This is a genomic window from Brenneria nigrifluens DSM 30175 = ATCC 13028 (assembly GCF_005484965.1).
GTDB classification, from domain to species: Bacteria; Pseudomonadota; Gammaproteobacteria; order Enterobacterales; family Enterobacteriaceae; genus Brenneria; species Brenneria nigrifluens.
The window spans coordinates 2020332-2038636 of record NZ_CP034036.1; the positions used below are offsets into that span (position 1 = coordinate 2020332).

General features: G+C 56.4%; 13 protein-coding genes and 1 pseudogene. 3 read left to right on the top strand and 11 right to left on the bottom strand.

All coding sequences use genetic code 11. The features are described 5' to 3' along the window. Nucleotides 1–186: 186 nt before the first annotated feature. A complete protein-coding gene (locus tag EH206_RS09310; RefSeq protein ID WP_040343110.1) occupies nt 187–1200 on the top strand; it encodes a LacI family DNA-binding transcriptional regulator in 1014 nt (337 codons plus the stop codon). Here EH206_RS09310 and EH206_RS23385 read toward each other — a convergent pair. The 4 genes and pseudogenes from EH206_RS23385 to chaA form a co-directional block, all read right to left on the bottom strand. Next, nucleotides 1131–1337 (bottom strand): annotated as a pseudogene (locus EH206_RS23385) (ATP-binding protein); the annotation flags it as partial. The gene EH206_RS09310 and the pseudogene EH206_RS23385 sit on opposite strands and share 70 nt — an antisense overlap. A gap of 65 nt (nt 1338–1402) precedes the next feature. Continuing rightward, nucleotides 1403–2125, bottom strand: a complete 723-nt coding sequence (folM, locus tag EH206_RS09320; RefSeq protein ID WP_009112523.1) for a dihydromonapterin reductase — start codon at nt 2123–2125, stop codon at nt 1403–1405. Nucleotides 2126–2358: 233 nt separating this feature from the next. Then, the gene (gene dauA, locus EH206_RS09325; protein ID WP_009112524.1) at nt 2359–4071 is read right to left on the bottom strand and encodes a C4-dicarboxylic acid transporter DauA; all 1713 of its coding nucleotides are present in this window, start codon (nt 4069–4071) and stop codon (nt 2359–2361) included. Nucleotides 4072–4245: 174 nt separating this feature from the next. Next, entirely contained in the window at nt 4246–5340 is a 1095-nt protein-coding gene (chaA, locus tag EH206_RS09330; RefSeq protein WP_009112525.1) for a sodium-potassium/proton antiporter ChaA, read from the bottom strand. A 624-nt stretch (nt 5341–5964) separates the two neighbouring features. Between chaA and EH206_RS09335 the strand changes: the two genes are divergently transcribed. Further along, nucleotides 5965–6654: a gamma-glutamylcyclotransferase gene (locus tag EH206_RS09335; RefSeq protein ID WP_009112526.1), complete on the top strand. Its 690-nt coding sequence runs from the start codon at nt 5965–5967 to the stop codon at nt 6652–6654. A gap of 53 nt (nt 6655–6707) precedes the next feature. On the opposite strand, the gene EH206_RS09340 is transcribed toward EH206_RS09335, so the two are convergent. Continuing rightward, nucleotides 6708–7757, bottom strand: a complete 1050-nt coding sequence (locus tag EH206_RS09340; protein WP_009112527.1) for a DUF481 domain-containing protein — start codon at nt 7755–7757, stop codon at nt 6708–6710. Nucleotides 7758–7991: 234 nt separating this feature from the next. Further along, nucleotides 7992–9269 carry an acyltransferase family protein gene (locus EH206_RS09345; protein WP_009112528.1) on the bottom strand — a complete coding sequence of 426 codons (1278 nt, stop codon included), beginning with the start codon at nt 9267–9269 and terminating at the stop codon, nt 7992–7994. Between the two features lie 314 nt (nt 9270–9583). On the opposite strand from EH206_RS09345, the gene EH206_RS09350 reads away from it, so the two are divergent. After that, nucleotides 9584–9832, top strand: a complete 249-nt coding sequence (locus EH206_RS09350; RefSeq protein WP_009112529.1) for a GlsB/YeaQ/YmgE family stress response membrane protein — start codon at nt 9584–9586, stop codon at nt 9830–9832. Between the two features lie 91 nt (nt 9833–9923). Here EH206_RS09350 and EH206_RS09355 read toward each other — a convergent pair whose 3' ends face one another. The 5 genes from EH206_RS09355 to EH206_RS09375 all read right to left on the bottom strand — a co-directional run bounded on the left by EH206_RS09355 (nt 9924) and on the right by EH206_RS09375 (nt 18299). Continuing rightward, the gene (locus EH206_RS09355; RefSeq protein ID WP_009112530.1) at nt 9924–10952 is read right to left on the bottom strand and encodes an NAD-dependent epimerase/dehydratase family protein; all 1029 of its coding nucleotides are present in this window, start codon (nt 10950–10952) and stop codon (nt 9924–9926) included. Beyond that, on the bottom strand, nt 10949–14017 hold the full coding sequence (locus EH206_RS09360; protein WP_009112531.1) for an aminotransferase class I/II-fold pyridoxal phosphate-dependent enzyme: 3069 nt from the start codon (nt 14015–14017) through the stop codon (nt 10949–10951). Before EH206_RS09360 ends, EH206_RS09355 begins: the two co-directional genes overlap by 4 nt. 47 nt (nt 14018–14064) lie before the next feature. Beyond that, a complete protein-coding gene (locus tag EH206_RS09365; RefSeq protein WP_009112532.1) occupies nt 14065–15264 on the bottom strand; it encodes a DUF1501 domain-containing protein in 1200 nt (399 codons plus the stop codon). 12 nt (nt 15265–15276) lie between these two features. Further along, nucleotides 15277–17253, bottom strand: a complete 1977-nt coding sequence (locus tag EH206_RS09370) for a DUF1800 domain-containing protein (RefSeq protein ID WP_009112533.1) — start codon at nt 17251–17253, stop codon at nt 15277–15279. Between the two features lie 110 nt (nt 17254–17363). Beyond that, a complete protein-coding gene (locus EH206_RS09375; RefSeq protein WP_232216579.1) occupies nt 17364–18299 on the bottom strand; it encodes a hypothetical protein in 936 nt (311 codons plus the stop codon). Nucleotides 18300–18305 lie beyond the last annotated feature (6 nt).

The window sequence follows — 18305 nt, forward strand, 5'->3', positions numbered from 1 at the left end:
CGAAATCGCTCAGGGCGGGCTGGAATCAAAGCGTAAAATGGTAGAATCGGTTCGGGAGTGGCGCGAGCGGCCGGTACGTGATTAACGTTATTGAACGAGATTATTATAACAAATTGATTAAAAACGGTTTAAATGCTAGATCGGATGCATTGCGCTTTCCTTATCACATCAGTTGCCGGGTTGACTATGTCATTAAAAAAGATCGCTAACGAACTGGGGCTTTCCTCCACCACCGTCAGTCGCGCATTGAATGGCTATGACGATGTCGCCGCGGCGACGCGGGAGCGGATTGTGGAAGCCGCCAAACGCCTGGGCTATCAGCCTAATTCGCTGGCCCGGCGCCTGAAAATGGGGAAAACCGACGCCGTGGCGCTGGCGTACCCTTCGCGGCCGCGGGTACTCAACAATTCGACGTTTCTGGAGATGATCGGCTGGATCGGCATCGAACTGGCGAAATTCGGCATCGATTTGCTGCTTATTCCAGACGAGCGGGATCATACCCACCATTCGCTTACCCGTCTGGTGGAAACCCGCCGGGTGGATGCGCTGCTCGTCGCCCATACCCAGCCGGAAGATCACCGTCTGGACTATCTGCAGCAGCAGAAATTCCCTTTTCTGGCCCTGGGACGCAGCAATTTATCCCAACCTTATGCCTGGTTTGATTTTGATAACTATGCGGGCTCCGCCATGGCAGTAACGCGACTGGCGGAGTTGGGGCACAGGCGCATCGCTTTTCTGGGCACCGACGCTCGGCTCTCTTATGTGGAGCAGCGTCTGCAAGGCTATATCGACACGCTGGCCGGGCGCTCGCTGCCGCAACCGGCGGATTATATCCAGCAGGTGGAACCCGACCGTCGCGGCGGCTATCAGGCGACTCGGCGCCTGCTGGCGCTTGCGGCGCCGCCAACGGCGATTATCACCGACTGCAATATGCTGGGAGACGGCGCGGCCAGCGCGCTGCAACAGGCGGGCCTGCTGGGAAAACAGGGAATATCGCTGATCTCGTATGACGGCCTGCCGGATGACACGCTGCTTGATATCGCCGTGACGCCGATCGTGCAGAATACCCGCACCAGCGTCGGTAAACAGATTGCCGGCATGATCCATAAGCTACTGCTGGGCGCCGATCCTCAGCGTCTCCAGGTTTTATGGCAGCCGGAGATCGGCCGCGGGGAGACCGACTGCCCGCCGGAGCGATAATTCAGCGGGGCGGCGACTTTCACAGGCAAGCAAAAACGAAAACGGGCGCCGTCCAGCGGACTGCCGTGCGCGGCGATGGTTCCCGCATGCGCGCGGGCGATGGCCTGGACGATGGCCAGCCCCAGTCCGCATCCACCGCGCTTTCCGGTTTCGGCATCGCTGCCATATATGAAGAGCGTAAACGAGTGTTAAAGCGCGGCTCTCAGCGCAGCGATCTGCCGCCGTCAAGCCCCAGCGTTTTTCCGGTGATATAACGGCTGGCGAGCAGATAGTCGACGAGCCGCACAATCTCCTCTTCGCCCGGCGCTATTTTCATCAGAGATTTATCCAGCGCCTGCCGGCGATACTGCTCGCCGTCATGCTGATGAAACATGATCAGCGCGGGGGCGATGGCGTTGACTTTGACTTCCGGCGCCAGCCGGCGGGCGAACGAGCGGGTCATATTATCCAGCGCGGCTTTACTGGCGGCATAAGCGATATGCTTATCGCTGCCTTTTTCCACCACATAGTCGGTCAGATGAATGATATCGGCCCCGGCGACGCCCTGACCGCGCAGGCAGGGCTCCAGCAACTGGTTAAGTAAATAGGGGGTGTAAACATGGATCTGCAGCATTTCCGCCAGCGTTTTTTCCGGTGGAATATCCGCGCTTTCCGCCTGCCAGCTGCTGGCGTTGTGGATAATGGCCCGCAGGCGCGGCGTCAACGCTTTGACCCGGGCGGCAAAGGCGTAAATCTGCTCGGTGGTGGAGAAATCGGCGGGCAGGCAGATGGCGCCTTGTTGCGTCAATGCCTCAAGCTCGGGATAAGCCGTACGTCTGCTGACGATAACCGGAATACCCCGCGCCAGAAACGAACGGGCCAAGGCAAGGCCGATGCGCCGGGCGCCGCCGGTAATCAATACGGGGGCGGAAGGAAAAATTGCCACAATCAATGCTCCTGAACAGGCTGAAAAATCCACGGTAAACCGTGACAATATACCTGAATAAACAATCTTGCATGATAGGGTTTAACGGTGAGGAGAGCGGCGACCCGCAGGCGCTAACCCAACGGATGAGCGCCTGTCGGTTCGTCTCGCGCCGCGCTAAAAAACACCTCCCCCTGGCAAGGTGGAGGCCGGGAAGTGGGCGGCAGCGAACTTTGTATAACTCCTCGGCCCGCTTATTTCGCCGCCTTGCTCTCTTCGGCGGTAGCTTCAAGCGCCTGAGCCAAGGAAGCGTAAAAACTGAGACGTCCCGCTATCGGGTGGACGTTCGCCCGCGCCAACGTTTTTAACGGCTGGAAGGGAATGTCGGTAATAATCAGGTGCTTGCCTGCCGGCAATGTGTCGCTGAAACGCAGTAAGGCATTCAGCCCTCCCGCATCCAGCACCGGTACGGCATCCCACTGCAGGATAATGGTTTGATAATCCTGGCTGCGCGCCAGCAGGTCGCTGAAAATGCGTTCGGCGGCGGCAAAGAACAGCGGGCCGTTGACGCGCAGCACCAACTGATGCGGCGCGCGGGTTTCCGGTAGTTCGCTCAGTTTGGTCATCCGGGCGATGCGACGCATAAACAGCAGCGACGCCAGTACAATCCCCACCGTAATGGCGATGACCATATCAAACAATACGGTCAGCGACATGCACAGCAGCATAACGATAATGTCGTCTTTCGGCCCGTGGCGCAGCAGATCGATAACCTTGTGGGCTTCGCTCATATTCCAGGCGACGAGCAGCAATAGCGAGGCCATCGCCGCCAGCGGCAGATAGGATAGCCATGGCGCCAGCGCCAGCAGCGCCAGCAGCACCACCAGCGAGTGGATGACGGCCGACACCGGCGACGTCGCTCCGGCGCGCACGTTGGCGGCCGAACGGGCGATGGCGGCGGTGGCGGTGATGCCGCCGAAGAACGGGGCGATAATATTGCCGAAGCCCTGTCCCATCAGTTCGGCGTTGGAATTGTGTTTTCTGCCGGTCATGCCGTCCAGCACCACGGCGCACAGCAGGGACTCAATCGCCCCCAGCATGGCCATGGAAAACGCGGCGGGCAGCAGGGCGGAGATACTTTGCCAGTCGAGGGTCATGGCCCGGCCGCCCGGCGTCGTGACGTCCCAGGGCAGAACCAGCTGCGGCAGAATAGGGGGAATGCCCTGGCCCTGAGTGCCGTCGGCCAGCAGATAGCTGAAGCGGGAGCCGATGGTCGCCACCTCAACGCCAAACAGCGACAGGATCCCCATCACCGCAACGCCCGCCAATAAGGCGGGCAGATGTCCCGGCAAACGGATGCCCAATTTAGGCCAGCCGATCAACACCGCCAGCGAGGTGATGCCAATCAGGGTATCGCCCAGTTGCAGGGTGGGTATTGACTGCGCCAGCGCCCCGACTTTTTCAACGTAGTGTTCCGGCACAACCGCCATCTGCAGACCAAAGAAATCCTTGATCTGCATGGTGCCGATGGTAATGGCGATCCCGGAGGTAAAGCCCAGTGTGACCGACAGCGGGATATATTCGATCAGCCGCCCCAGGCGGCATACTCCCATCAGCAGCATAAATACGCCGGAGAGCAGGGTGGCGACCAGCAGTCCCGACAGTCCGTACTGTTGGGATACCGGATACAAAATCACCACAAAGGCCGCGGTGGGACCTGAAACGCTATAGCGGGAGCCGCCGCTGACCGCGATAACGATCCCGGCGATGGCCGCCGTATATAACCCGTATTGAGGAGGAACCCCGCTGGCGATCGCCAGCGCCATGGCTAGAGGGATAGCGATAATACCAACCGTGGTGCCGGCTATAATATCCTGGGTAAGTCGTTGTAATGTATATTTTTCGCGCCAGCACGCTTCAATAAGCGCGCTAAACGGTTTAATGCCGTTAATTCCATGCGTTTTCATCTAAGAAAGAACCAATAAAAAGAAAAACAAATGGCGGGCCGGCTGGGTCCGTCGTAGATATGCGTTATATACGATACGCCGGTTGTTCTTAGAAGATCCAGATATACATCAAGAGAAAACACGGATTTTGCAATCCGGCTACGCCGCTACGCGTCGCCGGAAAAAAGGAAAGGATTAGAGCATGATGGTCATCAGGTAGGCGGCGAACATCGCCAGGTGGGCGCTGCCGCTGAGCACGTTGGTCCTGCCGGTTGAAAACGTAATATGGCACAACACCAGCACGGTCAGCATCACCACGATATGCGGCATATCCAGGCCGAAGTTCAGCGTCTGGCCGGTGAGCATGGCGATAATGGTTACGGCGGGCACAGTCAGTGAAATAGTGGCCAGCACCGAGCCGAAAAACAGATTCATCGCCCGCTGCACCTGGTTTCTCAGCACCGCCCGGATGGCGCCCAGTCCTTCCGGCGACAGGATCAGCAGGGCGACCAGGAAGCCGGTAAACTGGGCCGGCGCATTCATTTCCGTCAGCAGCGCTTCCAGCGGCTGCGAGTCCATCTTGGTGACGCTGATAACCGCAATCAGGTGGATCAGCAACCATACCGAGTGCCATAGCGAACTGTACGCCGACGGCTTGCCGTGATGCGGATCGTCGCCTTCGTCTTCATGTTCATAGACAAACAGGCTTTGATGAGTGCGGGTCTGGATCAGCAGGAATACGCCGTACATCACGGCGGAAATCAGCGCGACAAGCAGGGATTGCCCCACGCTGAAATTACCGCCGGGCAGGGCGCTGGGGAAAACCAGCACGATAACCGACAGCGGAAAAATGGCCATTAAATACTGCTTGATTCCGCTCAGATTGACGTACTGCGTGGCAAACTTGCGGCCGCCCAGCAGCAGCGCGAAACCGACCAGACCGCCGGTAACGATCACGATAATGGAATAGAGCGTGTCGCGCATCAGATCCGGTCCGGCGTCGCCGGTGGCCATCAAGGCCGAAATCAGACTGACTTCCAGGATGACCACCGACAGGCTGAGGATCAGCGAACCATAGGGTTCACCTAAGCGGTGGGCCAGCACATCGGCATGACGGACAACGCTGAAGGCGCTGAAAAGGATACCGACCAAGGCCAGTAAATTAATACCCAGAATGGCGAGGAAGTCTTGTGTGTCCCCCCACAGGAACAGAACGATCAGAGAGACTATCGGCAGGATAAGTGAATATTCCTGATGACGGGTTTTGACAACCTCAGAGTAAGACTTCATTACGGCGGTTCTCCTTATCCAGCGGAATTATGATAAAAACGTTACTAAAAAGTGTTTATAGCGTAAAAAGATGGTGTAAGATTACCAGATTTCAGGATGATTCGCGGCTTTTTTACGGATTTTTACGCTTGAAAGCGAAATTAAAACCAAAGGGGAGAATATAATAATCTTCTCTCTATCATAATAATATTAAATACATTTTTTATGACTAGTTTTCAGCGTTATTGATTATATCGCGTCGTTTGTGGCGATAATCCTCATTCTTTAACCCTTCTCGCCATTAAGAAACAGCATAAAGCTTATTCCGCTCATATCATTGACGGTTCTTATGCTGCCGACCCGCACGGCCTCTGCAGGATAAGGCAACCCGCGGAAACGATTAACCGCGCTGCCGCCTTATCGGTTGTTTCCCCCATCCAGTGTAGATTAATTTATCGCGGTTTGGACAAAAACGACAATATCCGCGTTGCTTCGTCATCTGACTTGATTGCCGGGCGGAAAATGAATAACCTCAAGGCATTACTGCCGTAAAATTAACCAGGCGACAGTGTTGGGCTTCAAGGATGGCACGACAACAGACCTTGATTGGCAGAAAACGGTATGTGGTCCGGGAGCGGGGAAGTCGTGTTAACACGTGATTTTTTGCAGAAAGCAGATTGTAGAACGTCTTTTGGCCGTATTGAGGAAACCTTATTACTTACGCCGCAGCAGCGAGCCGATTCGTTGGCGCAGACGCTGGCCCGACGCCCTGATAAAAGCCCGGTGTGGGTATTCGGTTATGGTTCGCTGATGTGGAATCCGGTTTTTGACGCCGAAGAAGCCGGTCTGGCGACGCTTCACGACTGGCACCGGGTTTTTTGCCTGCGGCTGACGGCCGGACGGGGCACGGTTGGCCGCCCCGGGCGCATGCTGGCGCTGCAGCCGGGCGGGCAGACCACCGGTCTGGCCTTTCGTCTGGCGGAAGCTTCGCTGCGTGAGGATTTAGAGCTGTTGTGGAAGCGTGAAATGCTGACCGGGTGTTACCGCCCGGAGTGGTGTGAGTTGCAGCGGCAAAATGGTGACACTGTCACCGCTCTGGTGTTTGTTTCCGCCTCCGGGCATCCGCTGGTTGAAGAGGACACCTGTATTCACCGGGTTGCGCCGCTGATTGCCCAGGCCAGCGGCCCGCTGGGAACCAACGCGCAGTATCTGTTTGCGCTGGAACAAGAGTTGCAAAACCACGGTATGGCGGATGACGAGCTAAGCGAGCTGGCCCGTCTGGTACGTATGCTACAGCAGCAGCCCGCGGCCGATAGCCAGGAGCATGACGGCTGAAAAGACGGCGGCGACAGCGTGCGCCGACCGTCCGCAGACCACAACGCGGCGAATTACCAGCCGACGCCCACGCCCAAGGTATACAGCGTATCGTTGACATTACCCTGATCGCTTTCGATACGGGTGCGTGACACTTTCATGCTCATGGACGACCAATTGGTCAGTTTGAAGCGCAGGCCGGCGTCCGCTTTCAGATAAAACGGCGCGGTGGCATCAAAGGAGCGGCCCAGTTCGCCGCTGGTGAAGGCCTCCACCGATTTACTGAACAGAAATCGGTTGTAGTCCCATTTGACGCCGCCGGAGTAGAAGTTATCTTCTCCTTGCGCTTCATCCTGATAGACATAGGTCTGGGCGCTGACCAGCGAGGTCAGCGAGAAAGCGCCAAGATCGTTATCCCAGAACTGATAACCGGGACCGAGGCCGAATGAACGGCTGATTTTAATACTTTCGATCCAGTCGCGTTTGTACTGGTAGCGCCCCTGCCAGAACCAGTGCTCATCAAGAAATTTATCCAGCGCGTATTCGCCAGAGGCATTCCTGGTGCTTTCCACACTGTTTTCTTTTGCCAGATGGTAGCTGCCGTCAATGTTATGACGCCAGGTTCCGTGCCGCGCCTGGGTGCTGAGGGTCGCATCGTAGTTATCGGTTTCGGTGGAGCTTTTCTTGTGCGACATTCCGGCGTCAATATTGCCTTTCCAGGCGAAGTCTTTCACCAGCGGCTTCTGAGCGACGATTGAGGTGATCTCTGAAAGCTGCAGCGTCTGCGGTCCGGTCGCGTCGCTGGAAATGGACGGCGTGGCGACAATGGCGCGGTTTTCCCCGGCTTTAACGACCGGATAGAGTTCGCCTTCGCGATAGCGCTCCCCCTGAATCACCAGACCATGGTCGGTTTCAAAGGTTTTTACCTTGTCCCAGGAAACGGAAATTTCCCCGGCGTAATCGGTGGTGATAAATAATTTGCCGCTGTCAAGCAGGGTGATTTTACCCGTGAACTGGTCGCCGTTGGTTAGCCAAACGGTATCGGCGCGGCTTGGCGTAATGCCTGCTGAAGCGAGGGCGATAACCAGACTCAGGGAAGATATTGCATATTTGGATAGTGTCATTTTGCCAGATAAACAGTAGTGACAAGTTTCGAAAGACGCCGTTTACAGCAGCGTCCGGCCGATGAAAAAAACGAACCGGTTCAGCCCGGAACGGCAAACATTAACAGGATTTGCGGGGATGCTCTAGACAAAAAATATCATTGATTAGAATGTAAATAGTTATAAAAGATACGATTGATGATTAACAGCTATAACGCGATGTTGATCACATTTCGCGCTATAGCTGTTGCAGACTCAGGCGGCGCCCTGCGAGCAGGATGACGGCTTGCGCTCCAGAAAACGCGCCGTGAGGAATTTCCGCATGGGGGAAACAATCCGTTCCTGGAACAACACGCACAGCGCCAAGGTGGAGAGCAGGAAAATAACATAGCCGGTTATGGACAGCTGGACCTGCCCGGCGGCGGCAATGCATTGATCCCAGTTGCTGAAGCAGGCCAGAGGATTACCGCGCACCAGCTGTTCAACGGTGCGGAATAAATTAAACAGCGGCACATGCAGAGCGAATATCGACAGCGATGTGGCGCCCAGCCGCGGCGACCAGTGGCGCAGCCATTCGCTGTTCGGCTCGCGCGCCAAAGCGCTGATGCACACTAACGCCACCTGCGACGGCAATAGTAATCCGTTATGCAACAGGAAGTACCAGTACGCTTCGCCCTTGGTGAAAAGCCAGGTGGCGACAATAAAGTTGGCGCTGATAAACAGCGCCACGCCGTAGCGTTGCCCCCTGGTCAGGGGGGCGCGTGCTTTCTGGCGATAGTGCCGGAAGAGGGCGTAGCCCAGAATACCGGCCAGAAACTCCGGCAAGCGGAAGATCGGTCCGCGCTGCAGCAGGCCGGTGTAGGGCATGCCGTACTGTTGTTGCCAGATCACCCAGACCGGCGGCAGCAGGTATAGCAGGCAGATGATGCCCATCCACAGCCAGGGGTGGCGGCTGTTAAGCAGACGGGGTCCCAGCAGCGGGAAGGTCAGATAGAAAAAGAACAGGGTGGAAAGCGACCACAGCGGCGCATTGAAAGTCAGGAAATAGGGGTTCCATGCCTGCAGCATCAACAATTGCAGCAGGCTGTTAAAGGCCAACTGCGCATCCGTCATATAGTGGCGCAGCGAGGCCGGGTCGGCGGCGGGATCGTTGGTATCGTAAATCACGAAACGGGCGCTGGCGACCTGACCTTCCGGCGGCACCGCAAGCCACTGCATCAGCATCACAACCGCGATGGACGCCGCCAGCGCGATAATATGGATGGGATAAATATTGAATAACCGTTTGGCCCAGAAATGGCGGGCGGGCTCACGCAGGCGGCCGTCTTTGATATAGACATGGGCCAGCAGAAATCCGGATAGCACAAAGAACGTACTGGTGGCGAAAAATCCCATACTGGTCAATTCACTAAGGAACGGGACAAATTCACGCTGCGGGTAAATGTGCACCGTATGATAAATCATCACGTAACAACCGAGCAGAAATCGCAGCCATTCCAGCCCGATAAATCGCTCTTTACTGGCTTTCTTCATGTCGTTCCTCAGTCAACCGCTGTTTAAACAGCAGGAAAATACTGTAATGATCCAGTTTAGACGAGAGCAATATGGCGATAATTAGGATAATGGCTATAAATACCGGCTTTGTTTAGGATTGGTTTAGAATTGGTTTAACAGGTTGCCGGGAGCGATCAGGCTATGTTGATGGTGATAAGGTAATCAATCAGTTAGCAAAATATCGAATATTGCTCCCTGATTGATAATCCTTGTCTATACTTAGTATCGCGTCTTGTCTGCGTGGGTAATTTTGTAGATAAACCCATCATGGAATTAGGAAAAGTGAGGTTGTTATGGGAATTTTGTCCTGGGTTATTTTTGGGTTGGTTGCCGGTATTTTGGCTAAATGGCTAATGCCAGGCAGAGACGGAGGCGGTTTTTTCCTGACTATAATCCTCGGCATTGTCGGTGCGGTTGTCGGGGGATATATCAGTACCTTCTTTGGCTTTGGCCGGGTAGACGGTTTTAACTTCGGCAGCTTCGTGGTTGCAGTAATTGGCGCCATTGTGGTGCTGTGGATCTATCGTAAGGTTCGCAGCTAGTCCATAAGCTGGTGATAGAAAAAATAAACCGTTCCCTCTGTAATTTGCGCGGAAGGAACGGTTTTATCGATAGCGCCGCATAGGCGCGCAGCTACAGAATACGCCCGTTAAGGATTAAGGATTGCAGGCGTTTTTCCCATTCAATCAGGCTGAGATACCATTGAGCGGTAAAACAGGTGGGCTGGCTTCCGGCCTGTCGATCGTCAAGCAGCGCATGGGCTATCTCTCTGACGCCGTCCCCTATACTTTTCGTTGGTAAAAAACCCAGTTGTTCCCGCGCCCGCTCAAAGCTTAGTCTATAGTCGCGGCTGTCCGATGATTGCGGACGATGTATCACGCTGATAGCCGGGATCTCGGCGGCAATGCATGCGGCAATACCGTTGATGTCATGATTCAGCTCATCGCCGCCAATATTGAATACGGGATCGGATAGGCCATTCAGGTCGAGCCGTAGCGCCAGCAACACCGCCCGGCCAACGTCCGCCACGTGAATAAAAGGGCGCTGCTGGCGGCCATCGCCATCAATGACGACCCGTTGTTCCCTGATCGCCATCAGCGTCATGATATTGACCGACAGGTCGTAGCGCATACGGGGCGACAAGCCAAAAACCGTGGCATTGCGCAATATTACCGGCTGGAAATCCCCGCTGCTCAGGCCGATTAACGCCTGTTCCACCTGCAGTTTAAGTTGCGCGTAAAGACTCTGCGGATTACAGCGGCTATCTTCCGTTGCCGGCGCCGCGCCGGCACGACCGTAGACGGATGCCGAACTCATGTAAACATAGCGGCGGATGCCCGCATGGCGGGCGGTGCGGGCCAGGTGGCAGGCTCCCTGGTAGTTGATGGAATAGGCGATATCAGGGGATAGCAATGCGGCAGGATCGTTACTTAATCCCGCCAGGTCGATGACCGCATCAACGCCGTTAAACATCGCCGGCGTGATATCGCGGATATCGCCGCGCAGTACGTTAATATTTAACGCTTGGGCCAATTCATGCGGAAAGGGACCGAAGAAAAAACGATCGAGCGCGATAACGCGATATCCGTGCCGCGCCAACAGCTGGCACAGCGGAATACCGATATACCCTCCCGCGCCGGCTACCAGAATAGTGCTGTTCATAGGTTCGCTTCCTTCACAATGGATCGCCGCGTCGCGATAAGAGAGAGGGATTTCAGGGCCGCAAGAATGCGTTCGCACTCATGCGGCTGCATATCGTTGTAGACGGGCAGCGCTAACACGCGGTCTGCCAACAACTCCGTTCGCGGCAGCGCGCCTTGGGCGAAATGCCGATAGGCGGGCATTTTGTGGCAGGCGGGAGAGTAATAGCGACGCGCCATGATGCCTTTTTGTCGCATCGCATCCTGTAGTTCATCCCGGCTTATGCCGTAAATTGCTGGGTCCACCATAATGGGCAAATACTGCCAGACGGGATCTTGAACGCCGGAGGGCAGACAAAGCGTAAGGCCGGGAATGGCGGTTATGCCCGCCATCAACAGCGCGGCGGCCTGACGGCGGCATTGTAACTGTTGCGCCAGATAAGGCAACTGCGCCAGTCCTATAATGGCGTTGATTTCACTCATTTTTCCGTTAAAACCTAGGGTAAAGGCGGCGCCGTCGGCGTCCTGTCCGAAATTGCGGATGGCCGATGCCCGCCGCAGTAGCGCCGTATCGTGGCTGCACACACAGCCGCCCTCGATAGTGTTGAACGGTTTAGTGGCATGGAAACTGAAGATCTGCCCATCGGCGAATCCCCCGGTTTGCCGGCCGTTAACCGTGGTGCCGAATGCCGGCGCGCTGTCGATAAACAGGCGCAGTTCGTGACGGCGGGCCAGCTGTTGCAGGGCGAGGTAATCGCTGGCGTAGCCGTAAACGTCCACGGCCAGGATGGCGGCGGTATCCGCCGTGATGCGCCGCTCGATATCGCCGACGTCGAGCATCGGCGAGTCCGGACTTTTAATATCCGCGAATACCGGCCGCGCGCCCGCCATAACCACGGCATGCGCGGTGCCTGCAAAGGTGAAGGAGGGCAATATCACCTCTTTGCCCCGTACATCCGCCGCCAGCAGCAGGGCGATCAGCGCCTGCTCGCCGTTGCAAAATACCAGGGTAGGTACGCCGAGATACGCTGACAGGCGGGTTTCCAACTGGCGAACATAGGGACCGTTGTTAGTGACAATACCGCTGGCGAGACAGGCCTCAATCGTGCCGCCCAGGGTATGAAAAGCGGGAAATATCGGCCTGACGATGGGCAGTGGGGCATTGTCCGGCCGTTGGGACAGCCGAGGGCCCTGATAAGTGGCGGGAGCCGCCTCGCCCGGCCCCGTCATCGCCCTGGCGCTGACCCGTTGGTAAACGGACGAAGCGATACTGACCGCCGCCGATAGGATGATGCGAACAAAGAAAAAGGCGGCGATAAGCTGAATGGCGAATATCCACCGTGCCTGTGGGAGCGCCAGCAAAAAGAGTATCGCCAGCGCAAAGCTGCCGACGCTCCAGCCGAACAGCACCCTGTTACGCGCCGTCGACCACTGCCGCCGCTTTTTTTCATCGCTCGGATTTGCCGTCAGTCCTTTCGTCCCCCAGCTTATATCGCTGATATTGGCGATGGAGTAGGTGGTGAGATATAAACTGAAAACCGGTAGCAAAAAGAGGTAGAGCGGAAGCCAGCGCACGATTTGTCGTAGGTAAGCCAGGGAGTGAAGGAGAAGCGCGATACAGATAAGCAGTAACGCGGCGCCCGGCAGTAAGAGGCTCTGCCATGAGCTTTCCATCAATGTGAGCAACCAGGCGGCGCCCATCAAGCCCGCCAGCAACGACATGACGGCAATATGGCAGCGGACGCCATAAGGTGAGTTGACGCCGACCTTGCTGCTTATAAACAGCGTGCCGCTCCACAAGGTCAGGAACAGCAACGCCGCGCCGCTGCCCGACAGGGCGGCGGAGGCAGCGTAAGGCGGGAGATGGCGGGCGACGCCGCCCACGCCGGCGGCGAGCAACAGGGCGATAAAGGCGGGCATTAGAAACTGCGCGGCAAGCTGTAGCAGCCCCCAGGACAGGGAGAGCAGTATGCCGCAGCGGCGCAACGGTGAAATGGACGTTTGATTCAGTACGCCGGGTAACTCGCGCAGGGAGTGCAGCCGGGCGGCGATGGTGCTGTTAATCCATCGCCGCCGCTGGCGGACGAGTTCGGCAAAGGTTGGCGAGGGATCGGAGCGAACAATGGCCGCTGGCTGATAGCGCACCGAACTGCCTTGATGGTGCCTGACAAGCTCAAAACCCAATACCCGGTCTTCCGCCAGATAGAGATTGTGCTCCAGCAGTCCTTGCGGTTCAAGGCCGCGCAGATAGGTCTCTACCGGCGCATGCGGCTGCCTGTTATTGTCGCAAAAGCTGCTCCAGCGAATCAGGCTGCATTGTCCGGGAACCACCTCCAGATAGTGTAATGCGTTGCCGATGGCCCAATCGCTGACTTTTTCCCACAAAAAGTCGGCGTATTGCCAGTTTTGTGCCGCATCGCACCCGCGAGGAGGCGGCAGCACGACCCTGGTGGTGACGGCGGAACAGGCGGGAGAGCGCCACATATGCCGCAGCAGTTGCGCCAGACAATCGGGCTCGGGAACGGAAGCCGTATCGATCTGCATCGCGAACTCCGCCTGAACATGGTCTCCCACGCCCCAGAAAAACCAGGCATGGCTGTCCAGTTTGCCGGCATTATGCCGTTTGGCGGCCAGCATAATGCTGATGTCGTGGTCGTTATCCGCCGGCGCGGGGTAGTGGCAATCAGCCAAAATCCGGGAGGCGGGAATAGTGCGCGCCTGCAGGGTAAGGCGATTTTGCGGCGTCGACTCGGCGTTGGTGCGGCGTGGATCCAGCCCCAGCGATTGCAATAGCTCGACCGTCGACTGATGGGCGCTCGCCACACCATCAAGCAGGATACAGATAACCATCCTGGGTGTACGGGCGGGGAAAGTCCGAATGAGATGCAACTGGTTATTGACCAGTCCGGCCAGCGTTTCCGCCAGCATCGGCGCCGGCTCGTTGTATAACGTCAGGCAAATCAGAATATCGGCCTGCGCGCACGGCAGCGCGCCGCTGACGCTGGTGTTTTCCCGGCAATATTGGCGGCGTCGGTACAGACTTTCCCAGCGGGTTGCCATGTCGCGGTGGGTGATGTTCGTTTCCATTGCAAGTCATTCCTTATTAGCGAGAGTGGAGGAATCTGGCGCCGACGTTAAAGTGGAATAGGCAGCGGCGTAATGTTTTGCCCGGATGCCGATGTCTGCGGCAATTGCCAGAATCGATCGGTGATGGCGGCGTACACCGCGCGAAAATCGGTACTGAAGCCTGGATTGCCGTTCGCATCCAGCGCCTCCAGCGAACTGCGTTCTCCCCAAATACCGCCGCCAACGCCGCCGCCCAGCAGCAATATCGGCCCGCAGGTGCCGTGATCGGTCCCCGATGAGGCATTCTCCTGCGGTCGGCGGCCAAATTCCGAATGCACCATAATCAGGCTGTCTTGCCACACCCCGATATCGCTCAATCCCCGGCGCAATCCCAGCAACAAGGTTTCCACCTTGCTCAGCAGACGTTCATGCGCGCCGCGTAAATTGGCGTGTAAATCAAAACCGGAGAGGCTGATTTTGTATAACGGCGCCCGGACGCCGTTTTCGATTAGCCACAGCAGGGTCGCCGCCTGCGCGTTTTGCGGCTCCGTATAGCCATCCCGGGTGAACCAGGCCATAAAACGGTTGTTGCCGCGAAGTTTATTGCGGATGCGCCTGTTCAGCGTGTTGGTGTTGGCCAACTCCTGTAGGATGTGCAGCGCGGCAGGATTGTGCCGGTAGCTTTCCACCTCAGGCAGCGGAGACAGGGCGTGATTAAGAAAGGCGCGGCTATCCTGCATGGCAAGAACCTCAATATCCGGACTGAGCAGTAAATCCTGATCGCCGGAGAGCACGATGCCGTGCGCATCATGCCGCATTTCCGGGCGCGGGCGGTTGCGCAGTACGCGACCGGCCCAGCCTGATTCAAGCACTGCGGAATCCGTACCCTGCGCCCATATCGCGGCCGAACCGAAATGAGACAGGTTGGGTGACGGATAGCCGACATCCTGTACCACGGCCAATTCCCCGCGCTGGAAAATATCCGCCAGTCCGGCCCAGGCGCGATTAAAAGCCAGTTCGTCGGTCAGCGGCGCAAGTTCATCCTTACCCAGCGCCAGCGTGGGGCGATAGTGGCGATATAGCGGATCGCGATACGGCACCAGCGTATTTAACGCGTCGTTGCCGCCAAACAGCTCTACCACGATCAAATGCTTGTTCGCGGGCAGCGCGCCAGCGGAGAAGCCGCGCAAAGGTAAGGCTGAGGTCAATAATCCGGCGCTGAGTCCGCAGAGCAGCCTCCGGCGGGCCGGCATAAACGAATTTGACATGGTATCGTCCTCTTATTTCAGGTTGTAGGCTGGATCGAGCGTCAGCGCTTTAATCGCGTCATGCCCGTATTGCGAGGCCGCCGTCGGCGGCTTGGGCGCCATAAAGGGCGCGGTTGCCAGCAGATAGGGAGGCAAGATGTGGGACGGAGCCGGCCGCCGTAATGCCGGCGTCGGTTTGCCTTCGCCGGCCAGCCGGGTTTGCAGGCGCCCGGTGCCGTACTCGATATTGGAATTAATCGGCGTTTGCCGATCTTCCAGCGTTGCCCGCTCGGTATCGATGGGGCGGGTGACATCGAAAGATAGCGCCAGATTGCAATAGAATGATCCAAGCGGCGAATCGGCCCGGCACGCGGAGCCGTCGGGAATGATCCAGCGCGCTTGGCCGGGCGAAAAACGATAACCGCTCAGGGCGATCCAGTTGACGAACAGGTTGGCGCCGGGCTCTTCCGCATCCATGATTATGGCGATGGTTTGCGGGTTATCGGGCAGCTTATGGCGAGGAATGGCGACGGTTTCCCACATGGGCTTCAGGTTGCCCGGTTCATTGGAACCCAGCTCCTGGCGGGTGTTAACCCCCAGTTTTGCGGTAACCGCGGCAATTTTTTTATCGTCGGCCATGATGATAAAACGCACGGGAAGCCCGGCGTGCTCGGAGGAAAAGCGAATGGATAATCCATCATCGTCATGGGACTTCCCCGGGTTTTCTACGGCTTGCCACAGGCGGTGCAGCACCCGCGTGCGCTCCACCAGGCTTTTACTGTTCAGCCATTGCGTGCCGCTGCGCCAGCCGGCGACCGAAGGGGCCATAAAAGGGCTTTGTCCCAGCCTGGCGAGATAATCGAGCAGAACCTGCTGGTCGGGTAAATTCAGCGCAAAGGTACGGGAAAATCCAATCACCAGATCCAGTGGCGATTTGATCAGCGAGCCGTGATTTTGCTGCCGCCAAAAGGCCGGGCTGAGCAATAGCGCGCGCAAAAAGGGTTTTATCGCGTAATCGTTCTCCCGCAGCGTTTGGGCAAGAGAGGCGATCGCCTGCGGGTCCGGCTGTGTTGCCACGAATTCCGCATAGAACTTGCCGGCCAGCCGGTTGGCCGTCTGAGGCTGGGCAAGGAGAATATCGACCAATTGATCGATTTGCTCTGACGGCGTGCCGCTAATGCGTTTTCCGAGCACCGTTTTATCGCCGGGTACGGCATTGTCGGCGGTAAACTGATATCGCCATTGATCATCGGCATTGACGCCGTGCCCGGCCAGCACTTTGGCGACCTGTTTCACATCGTTTTCACTGTAGTGACCGATCCCCAGCGTAAACAGCTCCATCAATTCCCGCGCCAGGTTTTCATTTGGCCTTTGCCGGGTATTGGAGGTGTTATCCAAGCCGCTGAGCATCATGGGGTCCCTCAGGATCTGCCGGGTCAGCGTGCGAAAATTCTGACTGCCAAGGGTACGGAACAGCTTTAGCTGATCAAAAAAAGGCGCGGTGATATGGGTGTTGTCAAAGCGGGACACGAAGTGATTATGCCAAAACAGGGTCAGCCGTTCGGCAAAGGGCGCGGGGGTCAGAATCATTTCCTGTATCCACCACGCCTGTAATTGGTTGAGTTCGTTGACTCGACGGAAGATCACCTGTTGCTCCATCCAGCCATCCGCCCAGTAATCGGGATAAGGTTCGGCGATAAAAGCGGGAGGGCGGGTATAAAACGGGGCGTCCAGGGTCGTCAGCAGGTCATCGACGGCCTGTTCGCGCGTCATGTCCCGCAAGCGTGCAATTTCTTGCGGCGTGACGCCGAAACCGGTTCTCTCCAGCAGATGCCGTGATTCGCCCGGCGTTAAAGCGAAGCTTTTGTCGGTCGCGATACCGGCCAGCGCGATAGCAAAAAACAGATACCCGGCGGCCAGGGCGATGGTGGTTGGCGTATTCGCCAGGACGCGCTTATAGCCAGATAGCGGGATAATGAAGAATAAGGAAATGGATGGTTGTTTGCGCATAGGAGTAGATTCCTGCAAGACAAAAGCATCATTGTGGATATCTACTATTAATAAAAGCCGGGGCGCTATCACCCTGATTAAGGTGAGACGGACCCCGGTAAGGGTGAAGCCTAGGTATAATTGAGGCGTCGTCTGGCTTCCGCGAATTTACTTTCCAGCGTGCTTTTGGAAATCCCTCTTTTTTCACCGTAATAGGCAATCAACGCGGAAATAATAGCCTCCTGCGTTTTGAACACCGAATAAGCCTTACCGGACGGCGATTGGCCGCAGAGCAGGGCGAGCAGGGCGCCAATAATAATTAAATAGGTATTTTCACTGCGTTCGCTGGAAATAGCGGAGGGATTTAACTTTGTCAGCATGGCATATTTTTCTTTTAGCAAATGATATTCCTGCTGTATCGATGTCAATTGTTCTTGCAGCATCTTGCTTTTTATCCGTGTGGTTTCCAGCTCGGCAAGCAAAATCTGCACCGTATCCGCGGTAACCGACGAATAGAGCTTCTGCTCCAGCGGATTAAATAAAAAATCAGGTTTTTCATGCGGATAATATGTCATCATCCAGTTTTTGAGATCGATATGGCGAATGGTCAGACGGACATCGTTGAGCTGCATCGGTTCCGTGCATGCAATGCCTTGTTTGCTGTAACGCAGTTCGCCATTAATCAGGGCGTCAACGATCCTTTCGGTGTTTAAAGACAGGGTCGGCCATTTTTTTGCTAGCGCAGGCGGGAAAAGGAGAATGTCATTTCCCAGCTCATTTACTATTTGCGCTTCAAATTGGGTTAAGCCGCTCCAGCGTATCGAGGCTTCAATAGGGCGGTAGAAGATCTTGGCGCATGGCGATAAGTTATATTCACAAGACATCGTAATCAGTTCCTTTGTTACAATTGCGATAGTTAAATCATTACACAGGCGCTTTTTATGCTCCTGCTCAAGAGGGATACTATCGGGAATAAAAGGAATTGAAATGAAGAGGTGAGTGCCGGCAAAGGTGATAATACCGGCATTATTGTTATCAGCGCGACTCGCCGTTGCGTATTCCGCCAACCGCTT

Coding starts and splice junctions, on each gene's coding strand:
- EH206_RS09310 (WP_040343110.1), top strand. CDS start 187: ATGTCATTAAAAAAGATCGCTAACGAACTGGGGCTTTCCTCCACCACC.
- dauA (WP_009112524.1), bottom strand. CDS start 4,071: ATGAAAACGCATGGAATTAACGGCATTAAACCGTTTAGCGCGCTTATT.
- chaA (WP_009112525.1), bottom strand. CDS start 5,340: ATGAAGTCTTACTCTGAGGTTGTCAAAACCCGTCATCAGGAATATTCA.
- EH206_RS09340 (WP_009112527.1), bottom strand. CDS start 7,757: ATGACACTATCCAAATATGCAATATCTTCCCTGAGTCTGGTTATCGCC.
- EH206_RS09345 (WP_009112528.1), bottom strand. CDS start 9,269: ATGAAGAAAGCCAGTAAAGAGCGATTTATCGGGCTGGAATGGCTGCGA.
- EH206_RS09350 (WP_009112529.1), top strand. CDS start 9,584: ATGGGAATTTTGTCCTGGGTTATTTTTGGGTTGGTTGCCGGTATTTTG.
- EH206_RS09355 (WP_009112530.1), bottom strand. CDS start 10,952: ATGAACAGCACTATTCTGGTAGCCGGCGCGGGAGGGTATATCGGTATT.
- EH206_RS09360 (WP_009112531.1), bottom strand. CDS start 14,017: ATGGAAACGAACATCACCCACCGCGACATGGCAACCCGCTGGGAAAGT.
- EH206_RS09365 (WP_009112532.1), bottom strand. CDS start 15,264: ATGTCAAATTCGTTTATGCCGGCCCGCCGGAGGCTGCTCTGCGGACTC.
- EH206_RS09370 (WP_009112533.1), bottom strand. CDS start 17,253: ATGCGCAAACAACCATCCATTTCCTTATTCTTCATTATCCCGCTATCT.